The following is a 21,481-nucleotide window of genomic DNA, read 5'->3' as shown; positions in this document are numbered from 1 at the left end:
CTCTGAGAGGTGTGTTCATTCAGCGTTCAGGAAGGTTAAGCGGTCGGGCTACTCCAGTTAACCTCTAAGCACTCTGCCTGCGCTATTGCTTCTGTGAAGTTTTTGAGGGGTAGGGCATCTGCTTTTTGATCGTGGGGAGCAACATGGAGGGCACTCCAACCTGCTTCGCGGGCGGGCTTGATGTCTTTTTCCAGATTATCGCCAATGAACAGAGCTGTTTCCGCGATAAAGTCGTGTTTGTTCTCAAGCTTGCGAAGAAGGGATACGCTTGGTTTGCATTTCGCCGGGAATGTATCACCACTGGCGTACGCAAAGTCGACGTGATCCAGAATTCCAAGTTTGCTCATGACAGCCCATTGGAAATTTGAAGGGCCATTGGTCATGACACCAATCTGGCAGTCAAAGTTTGCCTTCAAAAGTGCGATTGCTTCAAAAATGCCAGAGAAAGGAGTTTGTGCCTCCGCCCACCTCTGGGTGAACGTTGCCAGTGCATGCTCCTGTTCGTCAGCCCGCATGTCTGGGAAACAGGACTGCACAGCCTCCAATCCGGTGTGCTCGCCATTGTGCAGCATGTGGCGTAGCCAAGTGTCGCTGTGCTTGTTGAACTGCTCACCAAAAATTTCAAAGAACATTTTGGAGTAGGACGCTTTGTGGTGGCAAATAGTACCATCCAAATCGAAAACAATGGTCTTAAACATATGCTGCCTGCTTTTTTGAGCTAATTGGCAGCCACACTATCTCAGCTCTGAAATAGTTTGAAGGGAAGCCATCTATTACTTTTTCTCTTATCTAATTTTGCAAAAGCAAGGCGTCCATCCGGCTTCCACAATTGTTCGTCTGGGGGCAGAACTTGAATGTTTTCCTCCGTAATCTCATAGTTTTTCCAGGGATGATGTGTGTTGCCAGCGAGGAATAGGTGACCATCGTAAGCCATTAAAATCTTTGTTTCTTTGCCTTCAAGAAAATGCATAGCAGTTGGAGTATTGTCTGGAATATTGAACTTTGCATAGTTGTGGTGTTCTACAAAAAAGGCGTTGGTCTTCGTTGTCGCGACTAACTCATATCCCATTTTCTGAGCTTCGGTGTAAATTGCAAGCAGTGAACTTCCATGGTTCACAGTGAGATCTTTAGCCTGCATAAAGTAGACATCGAGAGGAATGCGGGGATTAAATTCGATGCAGACAAGGCGTGGGCGGTAGCGCTGTACGTCTTGCCAAATGTGAAAGTCACAGCCGTCTATGTCAATGGAAAGAAAATCGAAATTTTGTGGGATACTGCCCAAATTATCGAGGTGAGTATCCAGTCTAGTACTTTTATGGAGGCCGACATATGTGCACAAAGTCACTGCATCATCATCATCTGCATACAGTTCTTTTAGCAGCCTGAAACGCAGTTTTGTTGGCTCAAAGAGTACTCCGCGCCACGATTTGTTTGCAAGTAGATGGTAGGAATTGCTATCGAGCTTTCCATTAGCTGCGCCAACATCGCACAGAACTTTATTTTCTGTTCCGATGACCTCAAAAATTTTTCCAATGATGCCATCTTCACCATGTTTAGTTGCTTTATTTTTCCGGTAGTTTTGCAACCAAATTGAGGTTTCATTCCGCAAATCATTTGGTGAAAATTTAATGATAGGTCCGGCCATTGATTGCCTCGATTTGATACTTAATCAGGGCTAACATGTTCGGTAACTTTAAGGAAACCTTGCTAAATGGTAGTGGGCAATGGTTAATCTAGGATGCTTAGATAGAAAAACGGGCCCTCAATGGAAGGCCCGTTTTATGAATTTTATGGTCAGCAGAGATTTATGCAGCTGGTGCGATCTCGATGCCTTTTTCTGACAGAAGTGCCTGAAGTTCCTGAGACTGGAACATCTCACGAATAATATCACAGCCACCAACGAACTCGCCTTTGACGTAGAGCTGTGGGATTGTTGGCCACTGGCTGTAATCTTTGATGCCCTGACGGAGGCTATCGTCTTCCAGAACGTTATGACCGACGTATTTTACGCCGATGTAGTCCAAAATCTGCACAGACTGGCCGGAGAAGCCACATTGTGGGAAGTTTGGAGTGCCTTTCATAAAGAGCACTACATCGTTGTTTTCTACTTCGTGTTTGATCCAGCTTTGGATATCGCTCATGTCGTCGAGTTCCTTTCGCTCGACCGGGGTCAAAGCCCGGTGACCGTGATTGTATATTGTTCGTAGTGCGGCACTCATATGGGAACTTGCAGGGATAATGCAAGAGAAAGGTCGCACTGCCTTAGTTTTGTTATTCCGGAGCAGAGGTCTGCAACGCTAATGCGTGCAAATCGTCGCCCATTTTACCCTTAAGAGCCTGATACACCAACTGGTGCTGCTGTACGCGGGATTTACCGCGGAAACTCTCCGAGATAACGACAGCCGCGTAATGATCGCCGTCACCTGCCAGATCTCTGATTTCCACGTGTGCGTCTGGCAAAGCCTCTTTGATAAGGTTTTGTAGTTCGCCTGCGTCCATGGCCATGGGTATGCCTCCTTGCCCGACTGGGTTACTTCTGTTTGGCTGCTTCCCTCACCATAAATGAAGAGGGAAGCGAATCTTATTTAGAACTCAGTTTAGCAGTTCGGTGGACGAGTATCAGCTCGCCTGCATAAAATGCGGGAACCATCCCTCGAAAGCATTGTTCAGCTCTTCAACTGACGCACTGATTTTATCACCAAGAACAAGAGTATCACCCCCTGTCTTACCGATTTCTTCCGTGCTGATACCAGCGTCGATCGCATCTTCCAAGAAGGCAGCGAGCTTTTCCTCTGCCACAGTCACAACATAGCGACTTTGATCTTCACCAAACAGAATGGCATGAGGATGTTCACCAGTGATCTTTACAGTAGCGCCGAGCTTGCCTTTGATGGCCATTTCCGCAAGAGCAACAGCCAGACCGCCAGACGAGATGTCGTGAGCTGCTGTGATGCGGCCCGCGGTGATGGCTTCACGTACGAACGTTCCGGTGAGCTTTTCAACTTCCAGATCCACTGAAGGAGGAGCGCCTTCATCGCTGCCCAGAACTTCCTGCAGGTACTGAGATGAACCGAGGTGTTTGCCTTTGCCACCCAGCACGATGATGGTTTCACCAATGCTGACGAATGCACTGCCAACGCGCTTGGTCACGTCTTTGAGCAGGCCAACGCCGCCGATTGCAGGTGTTGGCAGAATGCCCTCGCCGTAGGTTTCGTTGTACAAAGACACGTTACCGGAGACGATCGGAGTTTCCAGCACTTCACATGCTTCGCCGATGCCTTTCAAGCAGCCAACGAACTGGCCCATGATCTCAGGCTTTTCGGGATTGCCGAAGTTCAGGTTGTCGGTGATCGCCAGCGGAAGGGACCCAACTGCGGACAGGTTGCGGTAGGTTTCTGCAACTGCCTGCTTGCCGCCTTCATATGGGTTTGCGTAGCAATAGCGCGGGTTGACATCTACGGAGAATGCCAGACCCTTGTCTGTTCCGTCCACGCGGATGACGCCAGCATCACCGCCCGGAGTTGCTGCGGAGTTGCCCTGAATGAGGGTGTCGTATTGCTCATAGACCCAGCGGCGGGAAGACCCGTTAGCGCCACCGATAAGCTTCAGCAGAGCTTCTTTGTAGTCTGCTGGCTCTTCAACATTGGCTGCTGCAATTTCTTCTGGCTCAGGCCACTGTGTCCATGGGCGATCATACTCAGGCGCTTCATCGCCGAGTTCCTTGATTGGTAGATCGGCCATGACTTCACCGTGCTGCTTCACAACAAAGCGCAGGGTATCTGTGGTCACGCCGCAGATTGCGAAGTCCAGTCCCCACTTGGTGAAGATGGCTTCGGCTTCTTTTTCCTTGGATGGCTCTAGAACCATGAGCATGCGCTCCTGGCTTTCAGAGAGCATCATCTCATAGGCACTCATGTTCTCTTCGCGGGCTGGGACTTTGTCGAGATCCAGATCGATGCCGAGGTTACCTTTTGCACCCATTTCAACTGCTGAACAGGTGAGGCCAGCTGCGCCCATGTCCTGAATGGCGATGACTGCGCCGGTCTTCATCAGTTCAAGGCAGGCTTCCATCAGGCACTTTTCAGTGAATGGGTCACCAACCTGAACAGTTGGACGTTTCTCTTCAATGGAATCGTCGAACTCAGCAGAAGCCATTGTGGCGCCGCCCACGCCGTCGCGACCTGTTTTGGCGCCAAGGTAGACTACAGGAAGGCCAACCCCTTTTGCTTCAGACAGGAAGATCTTGTCAGAATCTGCAAGGCCCGCTGCAAATGCGTTGACCAGGCAGTTTCCGTTGTAGGATTTGTGGAACTCAACTTCGCCGCCCACTGTCGGGACACCGAAGGAGTTGCCGTATCCACCTACGCCGGAGACAACGCCGGATACAAGGTGGCGGGTGCGTGGATGATCTGGCTCACCGAAGCGCAGAGCGTTCATGGCTGCGACCGGACGTGCACCCATGGTGAACACGTCGCGCAGAATGCCACCAACGCCAGTTGCTGCGCCCTGATATGGCTCAATGTAAGACGGATGGTTGTGGCTTTCCATCTTAAAGACGACTGCCTGCCCGTCATCGATGTCGACAACGCCTGCGTTCTCGCCCGGTCCCTGAATAACACGAGGTCCGGTAGTTGGGAGTGTCTTCAACCATTTCTTGGAGGATTTGTAAGAGCAATGCTCGTTCCACATTGCGGAGAAAATTCCGAGCTCGGTGAAGGTTGGCTCTCTGCCAATCAGCTCCAGGATGCGAGCATATTCATCTTCCTTAAGACCGTGGGCCTCAATGAGTTCGGGGGTGATCTTGACGCTATTTTGGATCATCACACTCAGAAAATTTGGGCGCAGTGCGCCGGGGCCAAATGTCACGGGCTGCTTAACAGGATTCATAGGAAAATGGAAACTGTCGACACCGTTTTTTTGGTTTTTTTGCTGCCTAGGCATGGTTTTTTGCAGCTTGACGTCAAGTCGCTTTGTTGGAAAGTAAGCAGGTTGTAATTTCTTGAATTGACTGAAAAAATTTTCACCTCTGATTGGCGATTTTTGGGTTGTCAGAAGGTTATTTCGCCCTGAATTGTGGTGACGGACATGGACTTATTGGGAAGAGCCATTCTGCTCCATGTGCCGCTGCCTTTGGCTGTGTCCCATTTTTGATCACCACCAAGGATTGCCCAGTTGCCGGAGTAGGTTCCACTCTTAACTGTCGTGATTTCATAACTGAGAGCGAAGGGCGTCCCATTCTTATCTTTCAAACTGCAGACGCCACCGCCTTGGACCTGCATGTTTTTGACGACAGCACCTCCGAAGCAACTGCCTGATACAAAGTCAAAAGGGTCCTCTGGGTTATCGCTTAAGAAGATATAATCAGCGTTGATGCGCTTAAGATTGAGCTGATCCGTCACGATTGCGTTGTTGTAGAGGCCAAAGGTGGCCAACTGGCCTGTGTGGGAGAAGCTTGCGGCTCGAGCATTAACCTGTGCTGCATTGACGTTGAGCGTTGTCGCTGCAAATGTGGTGGCGAAAACGGTTCCGAGGACGGCAATTCTTTTCGCGAGGGGGGGCATCACAGATAGTCCTTTGCAGGTTTGCCTGACAACTGGGCCAAGCCTATGCGTTTTCGCGATGCAACCACACCTGCTGATCTCGTTTCAACGACGACCTTTTGAACTGGTTAGGTTTTTGTTTCGCGTTCTGCAACGAGCACGTGTAAAAACTTCACATTTCAGAAATCTTCGTTAACTTACTGTATTTACTACCTACTTTGAATTTAGAGGGATGGTTTTCACGATTTTAAAACCCTCATTTGCGATGCTTTCTCGTGCCTCCAAATAGGCGCCTTTTGCCAGTTTTTGACGCTGGTTTGTCTAACAAGAATTCGCCGATACTTATGTTTTGCGTAGTGTCAGGTGAGCGGAGATAAAGGGTGCCTGGAGGCATTTATCATATAAGTGGTCCGATCAAGGTGATCTTAGGCGCATGCGCCTTGATCGGCGCTTATGTGGTACAGGATTATTACATCACTTACACTGCTGATGCTTATGTTTCCGCTGATGTTGTGCGCGTTGCTCCAGAAATTTCCGGGTTTGTTACAGAAGTTCCCGTTGACCGAAACCAGAAAGTCGGTGCGGGGGAGCTTCTTATGCAGATTGATCTTGAACCGTTTGCTTTGGCCGTTCAGGAAGCCCGTGCAGAAGAGGCGATGTCTCTAGCAAATCTGCGTCGGTCTGAGGCGGAGGTGCAGGTTGCCGAGGCTGCTGTGACAGCGGCTGTTGCCAAGGTTGCCAATCTGTCTGCACAGCAGCAGCGTTTTGAAGAGCTTACGGACAATGGTTTTGTCACCCAGCAGCGTTTGGATAACATAACACTCTCGTTGGAAGAAGCTAACGCGGAAACTGACTCTACACGTGATGCTTTGAGAGCGGCAACGCACTTGGTTGAGGTGATGCGCTCTACTTATGAAGCGGCTCAAGCTGCTACTGCTCTGGCGCAATATAACCTTCGCAAGTCCTCGCTTCTATCGCCTGTTGATGGTGTGGTTAGTGAGTATTCGGTTAATCCGGGTAATTATGTACTGGAGGGGGTTCCTCAACTGGCGCTCATCACCAATAGCAACTGGAGGATCATTGCCAACCTAGTTGAGCGTCACGCAGCTCGTCTCATTCCGGGGCAAACGGTGTGGTTTCAAGTTTCCAGTGATCCTTATCGCATTCATAAAGGCACAGTGAGATCAATCGGGCGCGGTGTATCGAGAATGGATGCAGATTCGAGGGTGTTGCCTTATATCCCGTTGACAACTGCGTGGATCCGGCTCTCTCAACGCTTTCCTGTCGAGATTGATATGGGCGAATACCTTAAAAATCATCAGCCGATGCATGGCGGTGACGCTCGCATCTTCCTTGTGCATTAGGGGAGAAGCAGATGAAGCTGGATTATCATAATGGTTTTCGAACTGCTTTGATGGTGACACTTGCTTCTGTTGTTGCGCTTGTTGTGGATGCGGATGATCCCTGGTGGGCGGCGATGTCTGCCATGACTGTTGCTAATGCCGATTGGACCAATGTGTGGCGCAAAGGAGCTCAGCGGCTTTTTGGTACGCTTGCTGGCGCTGCATTTGGCTACATGCTTGCTATTATGTTCAGAAACATTCCGATCTTCCAAGTGATTTCAATTGGAGGACTTGCTGCGCTCGCGGTTTATAAACGGATGGCAAGTCCAGATTACAGCTACGCCTGGTTGCTTGGGATCATTACAGCGATGCTTGCAATTTATATCTCAGTGGTTGAGATAGATGCGCTCTTTTCTAAGATGGTAGACCGGAGCGTTACTGTTTTGATTGGGGTTGGGGTTGCTACGATTGTTATGTATTGGTTGACCAAGGGTAGCTCAATCAAGGTTGGTTTTGGCCCCATTGGTATTAGCAGGCTTGAGGAAGTTGACCATAGCTGGGTTACAGCTCTTTGCATTACAGGTGCAGTGGTCGCGGTAGCCGCACCAATCATTTATGTGAAGCATGATCTGGTTGCTATGGTGCAGATCACGATTACGTCTCTTGTGGTCTTATATGGGCCAGTTCAAGATGTGAAGAAAGTTGCCTTAAACAGGTCTGTTGGGTGCCTTATCGGTGGCTTGCTGGGTTTACTGTTAGTTGTGCTGGGTCTGCAGTCATTCTTCTGGTGGGTGATCGCAGTTTTTTGCGGGCTGTTTTTTCTCTGTTCACTCCATCATAGCACAAGTTATTGGGCTTATGCTGGGACACAAGGCGGTTATGCCTTTGTTATTGCTGCGCTTGCGTCTTCCGGGCCGATTGACAATATCGAAGGGGTGCTTGACCGTTTGGTTGGCGTGCTTTTGGGGGCGGTCCTGGGAATTATAGTGCTGTATGCTGTCAGAATTTGGCAAGGGGCTGAACTCAAGAGTATTGAGTATATTGCCGATGAAAAATCTTCGCAAAAAGTAGATGACCAATAAAAAGAGAGGCTGTGAAATCACAGCCTCTCTGTGCATCAAGAAAAGTGTTTGTGGTACAATTGATTAAAGAGCCCCGGTGTATTCACCGCGAGCGGGATAATCATTCTTGATGCAGAAGTCGAGAGCACCGAGCATTGGTTTAAAGTCAGGACGTGCAAACGGCATAGTCTGCACATTCCCGAAGTAGAGAGTGCCGTCAGGCTTTACAAAGAACAGGCCTGGTTCAGCAAAGAGACCTGGCTCTTCGATACCGATAGACGTTTTTCCGCGGCCTGCTGAAATGAACAGACCCCATTCACGTGCTTTTGTCAGAGTAACGCCATAACCAACGCGCAGTTTATCTGCTTTAATCGCATTGGAAAATGTTTGGGCACGGTCCTCTGTATCGGTTGAGAGGGCGATGGTTTTCACACCACGTTCCTCAAACTCTGGTGTCAGGCGTTCCAGTTCTTTCAGGTAGGTTGCACAAATGGGACAGTGCAGACCACGGTAAAAAACGACCAGAGTGGCAAAGTCAGAAGCATCGGCTGACAGATCGAATGTACCACCACCAAGAAGGTTCACAGATAAGCTTGGGACTGGCTTGCGAGGGATAAGCATTATTATTCTCCTGAGCTAAATTTTCTTTTTGTAGCTTTGCTCAATTCGATTTTTTGAAAGGGCAATTAGCAGTGGTCGATTTCTATTTGATATGATATTGAACGTTTAATTGCTTTTTGTTCGAAATAACTGACTGAGAGTTCGGATATGGCCACTGCACTTGCTGAGGTGAAACCGAGAGAGCTGCGATACGATCGCCTTTCTTCGCTTATTGAACGCTTTAAAGTGGAGGCACATATTCTTAAAAACACTGAGGATGAGGTGCTTCAGGGCAACTTTTTTATTCTTCGGTGTATGCAAGGTTTCCGGAAGCTTGTGTTTCTCCCTGCCAGTCCCAATAATCCTACTGAAGTTAAGCGTATCTGCGAGGATACTGTTGTTCTTGCCGGAGCTCGGGTTGAGTTTGGTGGGCCGGGATCACAGCTGAGCACTGCTTTGCCTGATTACGTGGAGATTTACCTCAAGGATGCACCGGAGCTGGAGAGTCTTGCTGCATTGGTCGTGGAAGAAGTGCTTTCACCTCGATGTGGAAGTGCTGCCGTGATCAATCGCTTGTGTGAAGTGGTCGTGATCCGGCTGCTGCGTCATGCGGTGCGGTCCGGTGTTGCTTGCAGTGGTTTGATTGCCGGTTTGGCTCATCCTAATCTGGCGCAAGCACTTATTGCCATCCATGAAGACCCTTCCAAGCAGTGGCGACTGGAAAGTCTTGCAGAAGTTGCTGGCATGTCGCGCACGCAGTTTGCTGTGCACTTCAAGGAGGTCATGGGGGAGACGCCAGGGTCGTATTTGAGCAACTGGCGACTGGCATTGGCTAAATTGGACCTAGAGGCTGGGCGCCCTTTGAAAAGCGTTGCAGCACGGGTTGGATTTGCTTCACCGACGGCGTTGTCACGGGCCTATCAGCGGCGCTACAATGAGCTTCCTCGCAATGTTGCAACGAAAACAGTTGTGGCTGCTTAGTGTACATGCACTCTGCGTGTTTGTCCTAATGTCACACCTCTGCTTTCTTTTGAGAATACAAATGAGCTGTCCATGAGTTTTACAGAACGCCCAATTAATCTGACGGATGAACCTGTCAAAGGTCATGTATCGGAAGTCTTTTTTGCCTTCCTGAAGCTGGGCTTAACCTCGTTTGGTGGGCCGATCGCTCATCTGGGTTATTTTCGCGAGGAGATCGTAAAGCGCCGGAAGTGGCTTTCTGAAGAAGCCTATGGTGATTTGGTTGCGTTGTGTCAGTTCCTACCGGGACCAGCCAGCAGTCAGGTTGGGTTTGGGCTTGGACTTATGCGGGCGGGGCCGCTGGGAGCTTTGGCTGCCTTCTTCGCCTTTACAGCTCCGTCAGCCTTGCTGCTCTTTGGATTTGCCTATTGGGCGAGCGCTTTTGAAGGCCCCGTCGGTGTGGGGCTGATTCATGGCCTCAAGCTGGTGGCGGTTGCTGTTGTTGCTCAGGCTGTCTGGGGAATGGCTCGCAACTTTTGTGCGGATCAACTCAGAGCCGGGCTTGCTGTACTGGCCGTGGTTCTTGTTGTTGCCTTCGGTGGTGCCGGAGGGCAGATCGCGGCGATTGTGGCTGGTGGTCTGGGAGGCTTTTTGTTTTGCCGCTCAGAGCCCAAAGCCGACGTGCATGAGGTTCTTTTTGCCCCAAGGCGGAGGATTGGTCTTCTTTCTGCCATTCTATTTGCTGTGCTGCTTTTTGGTCTGCCCGTTCTGAGTGATGTTATTGTTGATCCGTTGCTGGGGGTGTTTGCCAGCTTCTACCATTCCGGTTCACTTGTGTTTGGTGGAGGGCATGTGGTGTTACCACTGCTGGAAGCTGAGGTGGTTGGCAAAGGACTGGTAAGTGAGAGCTCTTTCCTTGCCGGATATGGCGCAACGCAAGCAGTGCCGGGGCCTTTGTTTACATTTGCCGGATATCTGGGCGCTGAAATGCAGACAGGCTATGCGGCGTGGATTGGGGCGAGCATCGCGTTGCTGGGTATCTTCCTGCCCGGGGCGTTGTTATTAATTGCCGGTCTGCCTTACTGGGCCGTGCTGCGTCAGACACCTTCTGCACGTGGCATCATGGCTGGTGCAAATGCGGCTGTTGTTGGTGTTCTTGGAGCGGCCTTATATGCGCCTGTCTGGACCAGTGCGATTTTAGAGGCGAAAGATTTTGCAGCTGCGCTTTGCGGATTTGTTCTGCTGGTTTCTTTCAAATCGCCGCCATGGGTGGTCGTGGTACTTCTTGGCCTGACCGGGATCGGCTTTGCGTTCATTTAAAACCTTCAGACAATAAAAAACCCGGAGTGCTGCGCATCCCGGGTCTTAGAACTTGTTGTCTTTGCTGATTAAGCAGCGAGGCTTTGCATCACGCTTTCAAACAAAGCACGGCCTTCGAGGCCACCATGAAGATCTTCGATGAGATTTTCAGGGTGAGGCATCATGCCGAGAACGTTGCCTTTGGCACTGGTGATGCCCGCAATGTCGTTGAGAGAACCGTTTGGGTTAGTCCCGTCAGCATAGCGGAATGCGACGCGGCCTTCGCCTTCGAGTTCTTTCAGGGTTTCTGCATCAGTAAAGTAGTTACCGTCATGGTGTGCCACCGGACAGCGCCAGACTTTGCCTTTTTCCATATGCGATGTGAAAGCGCTGTTGGTGCTGGTGGTCTCCAGCACAACTTCCTTACACACGAAGTGGAGGGATGCATTGCGCATCAACGCACCTGGCAACAGGCCTGCCTCAGTTAGCATCTGGAAACCGTTACATACGCCGAGAACGTGACGTCCCTGATCTGCTGCAGCTTTGAGGGCTGGCATGATGTGGGAGCGTGCTGCAATCGCACCTGAGCGAAGGTAATCGCCGTAGGAGAAGCCGCCTGGCAGAACGTAAAGGTCTGCGTCCGGCAACTCAGTTTCAGTATGCCATACCGTGGCAACAGGCTGGCCGGAGATCTGCTCCAGCGCTTTGATCATATCGCGATCCCGGTTGGAACCGGGGAATAGGATCACTGCGGATTTCATGAATGTTTCCTCTTGGATGGAGGGCCGCTTGTTACAGACGAGATTTTACAGAAGTAAAAACACCGCAAGAACAGAGAGGGCAGCGGGCAAGCCAATAAAGATGATCGCTTTGATAACCATGAACCGGATGATCCGGCCTGTATCGTCTTGCACGTTTATGCCCTCGCAGATTCTGCTATCGGTTACTTCAGAGAAGCTCTATCGAGTAATTTTCGATGACGGTGTTTGCCAGTAGCTGTTCGCACATGGCTTCAATGTCAGCTTTTGCCTGAGCATCGGTGCGATCCGCCAATTCAAGGTCAAACACTTTACCCTGGCGGATGCCTTCAACGCCTTCAAAACCAAGAGAACCAAGGGAGCCTTCGATTGCTTTGCCCTGGGGATCGAGAACACCGTTCTTAAGAGTGACGGTCACACGTGCCTTCATGGTTCTAACTGGTCCTTCCTTACCAAAATGAGAGATTCAAGCGGTTTGCATTGCGCCTGCCGCGAAAATCCGTTCTTTGCGCGCGTTCATAACGCGGGAATCTGTACTGGGGAAGTGAAAATGAGTGCAGGTAGTGAGATAGTTCAATACCCGTGCGGTGGTTTGCTTGCCCCAAAAATGCAAAACGGGCCGCAGGGGCCCGTTCATTGATTATTTGACTAGTACTGGTCCAGAATGTCCCGGGCGGTCGTTGTCGATCAGGATACCAAGCCTGCGGGCTACTTCCTGATAGGCTTCAACCATACCGCCCATGTTCTGGCGGAACCGGTCCTTATCCATCTTGTCGTTTGTGGAAGTGTCCCACAAGCGACAGCTGTCTGGAGAGATCTCGTCCGCAAGGACGATACGCATCATGTCGCCTTCGATCTGTCGTCCAAGTTCGATCTTGAAGTCAACGAGGCGAATACCGACGCTCATGAACAGACCGGACAGGAAATCGTTGATGCGGATGGCGAGTGCCATGATGTCATCAAGCTCCTGAGGAGCGGCCCAACCAAAAGCGGTGATGTGTTCTTCAGAAACCAGCGGATCTCCAAGTTCGTCGTTCTTGTAGTAGAACTCGATAATGGAGCGTGGAAGCTGAGTACCTTCTTCCAATCCCAGGCGTTTGCACAGAGAACCTGCTGCAACGTTGCGGATAACGACCTCGATCGGGATGATTTCCACCTGACGGATCAGCTGTTCGCGCATGTTCAACCGACGAATAAAATGGGTTGGAATGCCCATGTTATTCAGATTGTTGAAAATGTACTCAGAGATCCGGTTGTTCAGGACACCCTTTCCATCAACGACTTCATGCTTTTCGTTGTTGAAGGCTGTAGCATCATCTTTGAAGTGCTGAATCAGCGTTCCCGGCTCAGGACCCTCATAGAGAATCTTAGCCTTGCCTTCGTAAATTCGCCGACGGCGGTTCATAGGCACTTACCATTGCGTTTGTAGAACAAGTCGTACGGGTGACGTTGAGGCTTAAACCACTTGCCTTGCAAAACATTCGAGCAAAAATGCTGCGAATGACCCTCCAGCACTGGTTTTCGCATCTTTCGTCATTGCGAAAATCGCGATCCCGCTATGCGGCGCGGAACTTAACCGACTTTTTGATAAAGCACAAATGGGTAATTTGAATGGCGTCAACGCTCTCTGAATTGCTGCTGACTACAACTAATGGCTTTTGACCTGCAAATAGAAGTTGCGTACAATGAATTACGTAAGTTATAGCGTGGCTTGTAAGAGGGGAGGGACCTTTTTACATTGTCTGAGCTAGGAGGGAATAGATGAGCACGTTTGACAAACGAGCTGATGCGTTTGAAGGCAGTTTCGCAATGGGTTCTGAGCTTGCTTTCAAGGCTACTGCACGGCGCGATAAGCTGCTGGGCCAGTGGGCTGCTGAGAAGCTTGGTTTGGCCGGAGACATCGCAGAAGATTACGCCAACAAGATCGTCCAAACTGATCTTAAAGAGCCAGGCGACGAAGACATTTTTGCTCGTATTTCCAAAGATTTTGCAGATGCAAGTGTTGAGCAGTCTGAACACCAGATTCGCCGCACTATGGAAGAGCTGATGGCTGTTGCGAAAAAGGAAGTTGCTGAGGAAGCATAAGCTGCACTCCTTAAGCAGGCTCACCAAGAGAGCCCTTAAACTAGAGAATTTGCCGTCTTCCCTTGATTATTTTCAGGGAGACGGCTTTTTTGTTTGAATGATAGTTTTGTTTTAGAGCTGGTGCTGCGTGGTTGATGGTGCCTGTGCTTAATCAGATGAGGCATTGAATGACTGAGAATAAGTGTCTGGCAGAGAAGTTGAGAGCAGGGCAAACCATTGTGAGCGCGTGGGCAAGCCTGCCTTCTCCAATATTTTCTGATCTGTTTTTAAGAGGCGGCTACCAAGCAATCACGCTGGATTTGCAACATGGTCTGCTAACCACGGCTGAAGCACGTGATTCTATCAAAGAGATCATTAATGGTGGTGGGCATGCTGTTGCACGAATCTGTGTTGATGACTTTAAGAATGCCAGCTGGTTGTTGGATGTGGGCGCTGAAGTGATTATCGCGCCGATGATCAACTCAGTGGATGATGCAAAGAAGCTGGTGGAGTTCTGCAAGTACCCGCCGTTGGGCGCGCGTAGCTATGGTGCTGTTGGCGCAACCATGGCAACCGGTGTTTCCATGGATGACTACTTCGCTTCGGCTGATGAAAAGACGCTCGCAATTGCTATGATTGAGACGCCAGAGGCCTATGAAGCGCTTGAAGACATTCTGGCTGTTGATGGTTTAGATGGCATTTTTGTCGGGCCTGCTGACCTGTCATTGACTGTTTCTGGCGGCAAACGTGTGGAACCTGTTTCTGACGCTTCTCTGGAGATGCAGAAAGACATTGCGGAGAAAACCCGTGCGGCTGGTAAGATTGCCGGGATCTATTGTGTTTCCAAGGGGCATCTTCAGCACTCAAAGGCTGCTGGTTATCAGTTTATGACGTTTGGGACGGATTCGAATTTGTTTATCAATGCAGCTGCGGAAGCTGCGAGTTCATTGGATTAAAGCCACTACGTCTACAAAAAAAGGCCGCCTCAGGGGCGGCCTTTTGCATTTCAGGACCAGATATCAGACCTGAGTAGCTGCGCGGATTGCTGCGATGTTTTCGCGGTAGCTCTCTACAGTGCCGCCCTTGAAGACTGCTGAGCCTGCGACCAGTGTGTCAGCACCAGCCTTGGTGACCAATGGGGCTGTCTCAGGGGTGACCCCGCCATCAATCTGGATGCGGATTGGGCGATCGCCGATCATGCTTTTGATGCGGGCAACCTTCTCGATTTGAGAGTGGATAAATTTTTGCCCACCGAAGCCAGGGTTCACGGTCATGACAAGGATCAGGTCGACGCTATCCAAGACGTATTCAAGGCAGCTTTCGTGTGTGCCAGGGTTTAGAGAAACACCTGCTTTTTTACCCAGATTGCGGATTGCCTGCAAAGAGCGGTGCAGGTGGGTGGTCGCTTCTGCGTGAACTGTGATGTAGTCCGAGCCAGCTTTTGCGAAGGCTTCAAGGTACGGATCACATGGCTCGATCATGAGGTGCGCGTCAAAGACCTTGTCAGTGTGAGGGCGGAGTTTTGCAATGACGTCCGGGCCAAAGGTGATGTTTGGAACGAAGTGGCCATCCATGACATCCAGATGGATCCAGTCGGCTCCAGCTTCAACAACATCACGAACTTCTTGCCCCAGCTTAGAAAAGTCTGATGCAAGGACGGAAGGGGCGATAACGAGCGGCTGTGCCATAGCAGGGATTCTCCTAGATGTGCCCAATTTGCTGTGCGGCTAACATGGACACACATGAGAAGCAAGTGGTGCGAACAGCGCAGCTTCCCGCACGGCGCTCAGGGGATTGTTGCTTCTGCTTCACGGATATGTATCGCAGCAGGCTTAAGGATCCATGGAAGTAAGTAGATTGGGAATTGGGCAAAGGCAAAGAACAGCCATGCGAGCTCTGGAATTGTGCCTCCCAATGCAGCAACCATCAGGCCCAGATTGCGGCTTCCGGTGCCGTAGGCGGCTATGAAGGCAGTTTGCCGTCCTGCAGGGTAAAAGATCAGAAAGGTTACAAGCAACTGAAGGGCTGCAATTGCAAAGACACCTACAAACAAGGCTGTGGCTTTGAACGGTGCGGTTATTGCAAAACCAGTCACACCATCCATCGCTGCGACGGCAAAGATAAACAGCACAATACAGTTTAGGCCGTTGATGTGGTCTGTGGCCTGGTTGATCCGTTTTGCGCCAAGCAAATAATAAAGCAGTCGTCCCAATCCCGCGGAGCCTATCAGGAACATGGCCAGATTGGTCGCCAGAGACAAAGGGGAGACCTGAAGGGTTTCTGGTAGCAACAGATAGGCGAACAAAGCCGTGCTGAGAGGTGCGATGATCAATGACAGAGTGGAAATGGTGAGGGCAAGCGCTCCGTTCAGACCAAACATCCAGATAAAGATTGGTGTGGACATAACGGGCGGTGCGGCAGACACCATGAACAAGGCTGTCAGTACTCCCAAGTCGATCTGATCCAGCCCGATGATGAGGCAGGTCACTGTTGCGAGCAGAGGGAGAATGAGCATTTGCCAGAGCATCGCCGCAAACGCTGGCAATGGACGTCTGAGCTGATTGGCAATGGCTGCGTTGTCTACGCGAATGAAGCTCAATGTCAGCAGAATAAAGATTGCGGGTGTTAAAAGAATGCGCAGCGCTTCAGCAATGCCGGGCAGCAAAAGGCCGAGAAAGACAGAGATCGCGACTGCATTGGTGCCATTTCGCCCCAAAAAACGCAGGAGTGTATTGATCGGCTTCAGGCCGCTTAAAACGAATTTAGGGGAGAGCAATGTTTAGTCCACGCGAAAACTTAAGTGCAAGAGATCGCGCGACTAAACCATATCAGTCGAGTTTGAGCAAACATTTCAGTATTTCAGCGACTACGCGTAAACTAACTGCGATTAGGCTGGTCTGGAAACGTTAGCTGGCAAACTCTTTAAGAGGTAACGCAACTGTTTCCTTAATTGTCGAAACTACAATGCGTGACTGAACATCTGAGACAAGAGCGTTGTCCAGAAGTTTCAAACGAAGGAAATCGTCATAAGACTTTATATCTGTGGCAACTACTTTGATGAGATAGTCCACTGCGCCAGTGATGCGTTCGCATGTAACAACTTCGGGCCATACTCCAATTAGCCTGTCGAATGTTTCCATGTTCTCGCGGCTGGGTACAGTGAGCTTAACAAAGGCATATGCGAGAAAGCCAAGCCCGACGGCTTCGCGATCAACCAGCGCAGCTGTCTGTTTGATGACACCAGACTCCTTGAGTTTCTTAATTCGCCTCCAGCACGGAGTTTGGCTCATACCGGCTTCTTTGGCGATATCTGCGATGGATTGGGATGCATCTTTTTGCAGAATCCGCAGAACTCGGATGTCGGATGGGTCCAATAAGGAATTTTCGCTCATGTGCCCTCTTAGGAATAATTTTTCGACTGAGTACGTATTTGTCGGTAGGATAGCACAGAAAGCACGCAAAAAAAGGATCACTATGGGCTAGGACGAAAGAATTGGTTTTGGCGGGGGGGACCGTCCACAGCCATGATGGGAGAGGAGCTCATTGAATGAACGTAAGTGTGCCACCGATCAGCTTGCACGACAAATACACAGCTGAAACAGGCAATGTTTACCTAAATGGTATTCAGGCACTGGTACGACTGGCGTTGGATCGCGGTCGATTAGATCGTGCTAAGGGATTGAAAACAGGCGGTTTTATCTCAGGATACCGTGGTTCTCCAATTGCTGGTTACGACACGGAGCTTCAAAGATCACGTCAATATCTCGATCCGCTGGATATTCAGTTTCAGCCGGGAGTGAATGAAGAACTGGGCGCCACAGCAGTGTGGGGATCGCAAAAAGTCAGACAGCACGGCAAGGGCTCAGCCTTTGATGGCGTCTACGGTATCTGGTACGGGAAGGCGCCAGGTGTTGATAGAGCAGGTGATGTGCTGCATCAGGCAAGTGCTTCTGGAACCGACCCAAATGGCGGAGTTGTGGCACTTGCGGGCGATGACCATCTGGCAAAATCTTCCATTTTGCCCGCTCAAAGCGAGTTTTTTTTCCAGCATGCAGAAATTCCGGTTCTCAACCCGGCTGACATTCAGGAAGTTCTGGATTTCGGCTTACATGGGTTTGAGATGTCCCGTTACACCGGTCTGTGGAGCGCATTGATTTGCCTTGCAGATACGATGGATGCATCTGGTGTTGTTTCTGTTGATCCAAGGCGTATGTCATTCTCACGCCCTGCTGCGTTTGATCCGCGCAAGAATGCTGAGCTGAATCGTGTGCTCTTGCTCGGTAATCGGTTGGAGACAGAACGTCTACTGCGTGACATCCGCATGCCGGCGGTTCTGGCGTATGCAAAGGCGAATCGTCTCGACCATGTTGCCTATGGTGCGCAAAAGCCGCGTATCGGTATGATTGCGACAGGCAAAGCATTCCGTGATTTGTGTCAGGCTCTTCGTCTGATGGGAATCACAGATCAACGGGCCAAGGAGATCGGGCTGGCGGTGTATAAGGTTGGTATGCCTTATCCGCTTGAGCCAACAGCATTTTCAAGCTTTGCGCGCGGTGTCGAAAAGATTCTGGTTGTTGAGCACAAGCGTGCGTTCATCGAGCCACAAATCAAAGAAATTGCTTACAACTGGCCGAGTGATCAGCAGCCGAAGATTCTGGGTAAGAAAGATGCGCAGGGAGAGCCTCTGCTCTCTGATGTTCTGGAGCTTTCCATCGATGAGATGATCCGTGTGATCATGAATTTCCTGCCTCAGGAATACGTCAATGACGAGATGCGTTCTGTTGCTGATTCCATGATGCGTCAGCAGATGTGGGCTCAGGGAAACGGCGAACTTGCAGCGCGTTCCCCTTACTTCTGCTCTGGTTGTCCGCACAATACGTCGACCGTGGTGCCTGAAGGGTCTCGCTCGATGCCGGGTATTGGCTGTCATGCCATGACCGAGATTAATGGCCGGACCACTGATGGCCAGATTGCCATGGGTGGTGAAGGCTCTTTATGGGTCGGACAGGCGAACTTTGCGCGTGATGAGCATGTGTTTGCCAATATGGGAGATGGAACTTATTTCCACTCCGGTATTCTGTCGATCCGCCAAGCTGTTGCTGCTCGTGTGCCGATCACCTTCAAGATCCTTTACAATGACGCTGTTGCGATGACGGGTGGTCAGGAGATTGATGGATCTTTGACTGTGCCACAGCTCCTCAACCAGCTTCATGCTGAGGGGGTTGAGAAGGTTGTTCTGCTCAGCGAGACCCCGGAGGACTACTCTGGCCGTCAAGATCTTGCCGTTACCGAGCCTGTTCATCACCGAGATGATCTGATGACCGTGCAGAACCAACTTAAAGAGTTCAAAGGTGTTTCTGCAATCGTATTTGATCAGACCTGTGCTGCTGAAAAACGCCGTCGCCGGAAGAGGGGGTTATACCCTGATCCGGATCTGCGTTTGTTCATCAATGACCGTGTCTGTGAAGGTTGCGGTGATTGTTCTGTCCAGTCCAACTGTCTTTCTGTTGAGCCTGTTGAGACGGTGTTTGGTGAAAAGCGTCGGATCAATCAGTCTTCCTGCAACAAGGACTTCTCTTGCGTGAAGGGGTTCTGCCCATCCTTTGTTTATGTGAAGGGTTCGAAACTGCGTCAGGCGAAGCCTGCTGATTTTGCTCTTGATGAGTTTGTAAAGCAGCTGCCAGACGTTCAATTGCCTTCTTTAGAGAATACTCGCAACCTGCTGGTGGCTGGTATTGGCGGTATGGGCGTTACGACCATTTCTGCGATTATCGCGATGGCAGCGCATATTGACGGGATCAAAGCATCTACGCTCGACATGACTGGCCTTGCTCAAAAGGGCGGACCTGTGACCTCCCACGTGCGCTTTGCTGCGGCGAGTGACACAATTGAAGGGCCACGTGTGCCGCCTGCACAGCTGGATGTGCTGATTGCAAGTGATATGCTGGTTGCAAGTAAGGCTGAGCAGCTTTCTCTCTATCATAAGAGCAGAACGCATGGCTTTGTGAATACAAACGTCACGCCGACTTCTGAGTTTGTGATGAAGCAGCAGCTTTCCTTTGATGAACATAAGATGAAGCGGACGCTGGAGCAGGGGACGCTTGATCTGAGAGCTCATGATCTGGCGAACATTGCTGAGAAGCTGTTGGGTGATGCGATTTACACCAACATGATGCTCATCGGATTGTCTTATCAGGCTGGTACTCTGCCGATCTCAGCACAAGCCATTGAGAATGCGATCTCATTGAATGGCGCAGCGGTTGAGAAGAACATCAATGCATTCCATGCAGGGCGTGTTCTTTACTCCAATCCTGATGCAATTTTTGCAGCTCTTCCACGTCAGGAAGCTGTGAAGGTGATGACGCTGGATGAGAAGATCGCCTTCTTCGCGAAAGAGCTTACCACTTACCAGAATAAGTCCTACGCCAATAAATATCTCGACAAGATCTCCGAGATCAGGGCGCGGGATGAAGAGTTTGGTCCGGGCTCTCTTGAGGTGACGCACACCGCAGTTGAGATGCTTTACAAGGTGATGGCTTATAAAGACGAGTACGAAGTTGCGCGCCTTTATAGTGAGCCAGAGTTCCGCAAGAATCTTGAGGCTCAGTTTGCAGACCCAGGTGAGTTGCAGTTGATGCTGGCTCCTCCATTCCTGCCCGGTAAGCCGGATCCAAAGACGGGTCGTCCGCAAAAGCGGGCCTTTGGTCCTTGGATCTTCAAGGCTTTTGAGATGCTTGTGTCTCTTCGTGGTTTGCGAGGCACTGCACTCGATCCGTTTGGATATGCGCGGGAGCGTAAAGAAGAGCGGGCTTTGGTGAAGCAGTACCGGGATGATCTCTCATTGGTTGGCGGAAAACTCGGTACAGCGAACTATGGATTGCTTCGCGAGTTTCTCAACTTGCCTGATTCTATTCGCGGGTATGGCCCTATCAAGGACGAGAATCTGAAGCTTGCACAACTCAGACGTGAGGAGCTGCTTGGCAGACTTGAGGAAGACCCGACAACGGTCACCTTTAAAGAAGCTGCTGAATAAGCCTTCGTTATTGGCGGAAAACAAAGGATGCCGGCCCTGACAAGGGTCGGCATTTTGTGTTTCAAATCACAGTTACGTGATTTCATTCTTGATATGCGTTCTCCTACGGGCAGCTATCTCAATTTTCTCAAAATTCGAACTTGTCTTTTTTTAGGTCTTCCTCTAAAACCGACCGGACGGTACAAAAACCGACTGGACGGTACAGAAACCGACCAGACGGTACAGGCTCCGATTAGAGGAGAGGGATACCAGCGTGGAAACAACAGCTGAACATATTCTGGATGCAGTCGAGCGTCTGGTTTGCATTGAAGGAACTCGTAAGCTGACCATTGATGCCGTGGCGGCTGAGGCCGGCATGTCTAAAGGCGGGGTGCTTTACAATTTCCGAAGCAAGCATGAGCTGTTGCTGGGTGTGATCCGCAGAGTTGTTTCTGAGGTTCGTGAACGGACTTACACGCTGAGCGACAAGTTGACAGAGCAGGGAGTGGCCTGTCCCATTTTGCGGGCCAGCTTCCAGATCTACAAAGAGTACAGAGAGAAGACCGCTCCGAAAGCATTGTTTGCTCTTGCTGCTCAAGAGCCTGAGTTGATTGTTGAATTTCAGGAGATGAGTGCTGAATTTGGAAGAGCAATCAACTGTGAGGTTAGTGACCCGGTTACGGGGCATATGTGTTTGCTCATAATAGACGGGCTTTATTATCGCCAAGCGCTGGGTATTGAACAAAACAGCACTGGTGAAATTGATGAACTTATTGATCGCGTGTTGGAAATCACCTCCCAGAATAACCGGTACGCCGAACTGAACGCTGAAGCTGGAAACTAA

Annotated in this window: 22 protein-coding genes; 8 read left to right on the top strand and 14 right to left on the bottom strand. The window is 50.4% G+C overall.

The window, feature by feature from the left end; genetic code table 11:
• Window positions 1-35: 35 nt before the first annotated feature.
• From PsW74_RS25950 to PsW74_RS25925, 6 genes are all read right to left on the bottom strand, one after another.
• Window positions 36-698 (bottom strand): HAD family hydrolase, encoded by a 663-nt coding sequence (locus PsW74_RS25950; RefSeq protein WP_063289579.1) that lies wholly within the window; start codon window positions 696-698, stop codon window positions 36-38.
• Window positions 699-739: 41 nt separating this feature from the next.
• The gene (locus PsW74_RS25945; RefSeq protein ID WP_063289578.1) at window positions 740-1,645 is read right to left on the bottom strand and encodes an FkbM family methyltransferase; all 906 of its coding nucleotides are present in this window, start codon (window positions 1,643-1,645) and stop codon (window positions 740-742) included.
• Between the two features lie 160 nt (window positions 1,646-1,805).
• Complete coding sequence (gene grxD / locus PsW74_RS25940; RefSeq protein WP_063289577.1) at window positions 1,806-2,141, bottom strand: Grx4 family monothiol glutaredoxin; 336 nt, start codon at window positions 2,139-2,141, stop codon at window positions 1,806-1,808.
• Window positions 2,142-2,271: 130 nt separating this feature from the next.
• Window positions 2,272-2,505 (bottom strand): BolA family transcriptional regulator, encoded by a 234-nt coding sequence (locus PsW74_RS25935; RefSeq protein ID WP_057462580.1) that lies wholly within the window; start codon window positions 2,503-2,505, stop codon window positions 2,272-2,274.
• 114 nt (window positions 2,506-2,619) lie between these two features.
• Window positions 2,620-4,824 carry a phosphoribosylformylglycinamidine synthase subunit PurL gene (gene purL / locus PsW74_RS25930; RefSeq protein WP_063289698.1) on the bottom strand — a complete coding sequence of 735 codons (2,205 nt, stop codon included), beginning with the start codon at window positions 4,822-4,824 and terminating at the stop codon, window positions 2,620-2,622.
• A gap of 224 nt (window positions 4,825-5,048) precedes the next feature.
• Complete coding sequence (locus tag PsW74_RS25925) at window positions 5,049-5,561, bottom strand: hypothetical protein (protein WP_063289576.1); 513 nt, start codon at window positions 5,559-5,561, stop codon at window positions 5,049-5,051.
• Window positions 5,562-5,920: 359 nt separating this feature from the next.
• On the opposite strand from PsW74_RS25925, the gene PsW74_RS25920 reads away from it, so the two are divergent.
• Together PsW74_RS25920 and PsW74_RS25915 are read left to right on the top strand one after the other, a co-directional pair.
• Complete coding sequence (locus tag PsW74_RS25920; RefSeq protein ID WP_193775977.1) at window positions 5,921-6,904, top strand: HlyD family secretion protein; 984 nt, start codon at window positions 5,921-5,923, stop codon at window positions 6,902-6,904.
• A gap of 11 nt (window positions 6,905-6,915) precedes the next feature.
• Entirely contained in the window at window positions 6,916-7,965 is a 1,050-nt protein-coding gene (locus tag PsW74_RS25915; RefSeq protein ID WP_063289575.1) for an FUSC family protein, read from the top strand.
• A 63-nt stretch (window positions 7,966-8,028) separates the two neighbouring features.
• Here PsW74_RS25915 and PsW74_RS25910 read toward each other — a convergent pair whose 3' ends face one another.
• Complete coding sequence (locus PsW74_RS25910) at window positions 8,029-8,565, bottom strand: peroxiredoxin-like family protein (protein ID WP_063289574.1); 537 nt, start codon at window positions 8,563-8,565, stop codon at window positions 8,029-8,031.
• 147 nt (window positions 8,566-8,712) lie between these two features.
• On the opposite strand from PsW74_RS25910, the gene PsW74_RS25905 reads away from it, so the two are divergent.
• Window positions 8,713-9,525, top strand: a complete 813-nt coding sequence (locus PsW74_RS25905; RefSeq protein ID WP_063289573.1) for an AraC family transcriptional regulator — start codon at window positions 8,713-8,715, stop codon at window positions 9,523-9,525.
• Between the two features lie 72 nt (window positions 9,526-9,597).
• Entirely contained in the window at window positions 9,598-10,824 is a 1,227-nt protein-coding gene (gene chrA, locus PsW74_RS25900; RefSeq protein ID WP_063289572.1) for a chromate efflux transporter, read from the top strand.
• Window positions 10,825-10,892: 68 nt separating this feature from the next.
• Here chrA and purQ read toward each other — a convergent pair whose 3' ends face one another.
• The 4 genes from purQ to purC all read right to left on the bottom strand — a co-directional run bounded on the left by purQ (window position 10,893) and on the right by purC (window position 12,966).
• Window positions 10,893-11,564, bottom strand: coding sequence for a phosphoribosylformylglycinamidine synthase subunit PurQ (gene purQ, locus PsW74_RS25895; RefSeq protein ID WP_063289571.1), 672 nt, complete (start codon window positions 11,562-11,564; stop codon window positions 10,893-10,895).
• Window positions 11,565-11,609: 45 nt separating this feature from the next.
• Complete coding sequence (locus PsW74_RS30055) at window positions 11,610-11,717, bottom strand: phosphoribosylformylglycinamidine synthase-associated small membrane protein (protein WP_193757775.1); 108 nt, start codon at window positions 11,715-11,717, stop codon at window positions 11,610-11,612.
• A gap of 34 nt (window positions 11,718-11,751) precedes the next feature.
• Window positions 11,752-11,991, bottom strand: coding sequence for a phosphoribosylformylglycinamidine synthase subunit PurS (purS, locus tag PsW74_RS25890; RefSeq protein ID WP_057462573.1), 240 nt, complete (start codon window positions 11,989-11,991; stop codon window positions 11,752-11,754).
• A 210-nt stretch (window positions 11,992-12,201) separates the two neighbouring features.
• Window positions 12,202-12,966 (bottom strand): phosphoribosylaminoimidazolesuccinocarboxamide synthase, encoded by a 765-nt coding sequence (gene purC / locus PsW74_RS25885; RefSeq protein WP_008548091.1) that lies wholly within the window; start codon window positions 12,964-12,966, stop codon window positions 12,202-12,204.
• 356 nt (window positions 12,967-13,322) lie between these two features.
• On the opposite strand from purC, the gene PsW74_RS25880 reads away from it, so the two are divergent.
• Together PsW74_RS25880 and PsW74_RS25875 are read left to right on the top strand one after the other, a co-directional pair.
• Window positions 13,323-13,646 (top strand): DUF1476 domain-containing protein, encoded by a 324-nt coding sequence (locus PsW74_RS25880; RefSeq protein WP_057462572.1) that lies wholly within the window; start codon window positions 13,323-13,325, stop codon window positions 13,644-13,646.
• 167 nt (window positions 13,647-13,813) lie between these two features.
• Window positions 13,814-14,581 carry an aldolase/citrate lyase family protein gene (locus PsW74_RS25875; RefSeq protein ID WP_063289570.1) on the top strand — a complete coding sequence of 256 codons (768 nt, stop codon included), beginning with the start codon at window positions 13,814-13,816 and terminating at the stop codon, window positions 14,579-14,581.
• Window positions 14,582-14,644: 63 nt separating this feature from the next.
• Here the strand turns inward: PsW74_RS25875 and rpe are convergent, their stop codons facing one another.
• From rpe to PsW74_RS25860, 3 genes are all read right to left on the bottom strand, one after another.
• The gene (gene rpe, locus PsW74_RS25870) at window positions 14,645-15,313 is read right to left on the bottom strand and encodes a ribulose-phosphate 3-epimerase (protein ID WP_057462570.1); all 669 of its coding nucleotides are present in this window, start codon (window positions 15,311-15,313) and stop codon (window positions 14,645-14,647) included.
• A 98-nt stretch (window positions 15,314-15,411) separates the two neighbouring features.
• On the bottom strand, window positions 15,412-16,401 hold the full coding sequence (locus PsW74_RS25865) for a hypothetical protein (RefSeq protein WP_063289569.1): 990 nt from the start codon (window positions 16,399-16,401) through the stop codon (window positions 15,412-15,414).
• A 130-nt stretch (window positions 16,402-16,531) separates the two neighbouring features.
• Entirely contained in the window at window positions 16,532-17,017 is a 486-nt protein-coding gene (locus tag PsW74_RS25860; RefSeq protein WP_063289568.1) for an Lrp/AsnC family transcriptional regulator, read from the bottom strand.
• Window positions 17,018-17,172: 155 nt separating this feature from the next.
• Between PsW74_RS25860 and PsW74_RS25855 the strand changes: the two genes are divergently transcribed.
• Window positions 17,173-20,658, top strand: coding sequence for an indolepyruvate ferredoxin oxidoreductase family protein (locus tag PsW74_RS25855; protein ID WP_063289567.1), 3,486 nt, complete (start codon window positions 17,173-17,175; stop codon window positions 20,656-20,658).
• 253 nt (window positions 20,659-20,911) lie between these two features.
• The gene (locus tag PsW74_RS25850; protein ID WP_063289566.1) at window positions 20,912-21,481 is read left to right on the top strand and encodes a TetR/AcrR family transcriptional regulator; all 570 of its coding nucleotides are present in this window, start codon (window positions 20,912-20,914) and stop codon (window positions 21,479-21,481) included.

This window comes from Pseudovibrio sp. W74 (assembly GCF_001623085.1).
In the GTDB taxonomy this organism is placed as follows: Bacteria; Pseudomonadota; Alphaproteobacteria; order Rhizobiales; family Stappiaceae; genus Pseudovibrio.
Note: the sequence above shows the minus strand (reverse complement) of the source record. Positions and strands in the feature narration are given on the sequence as shown.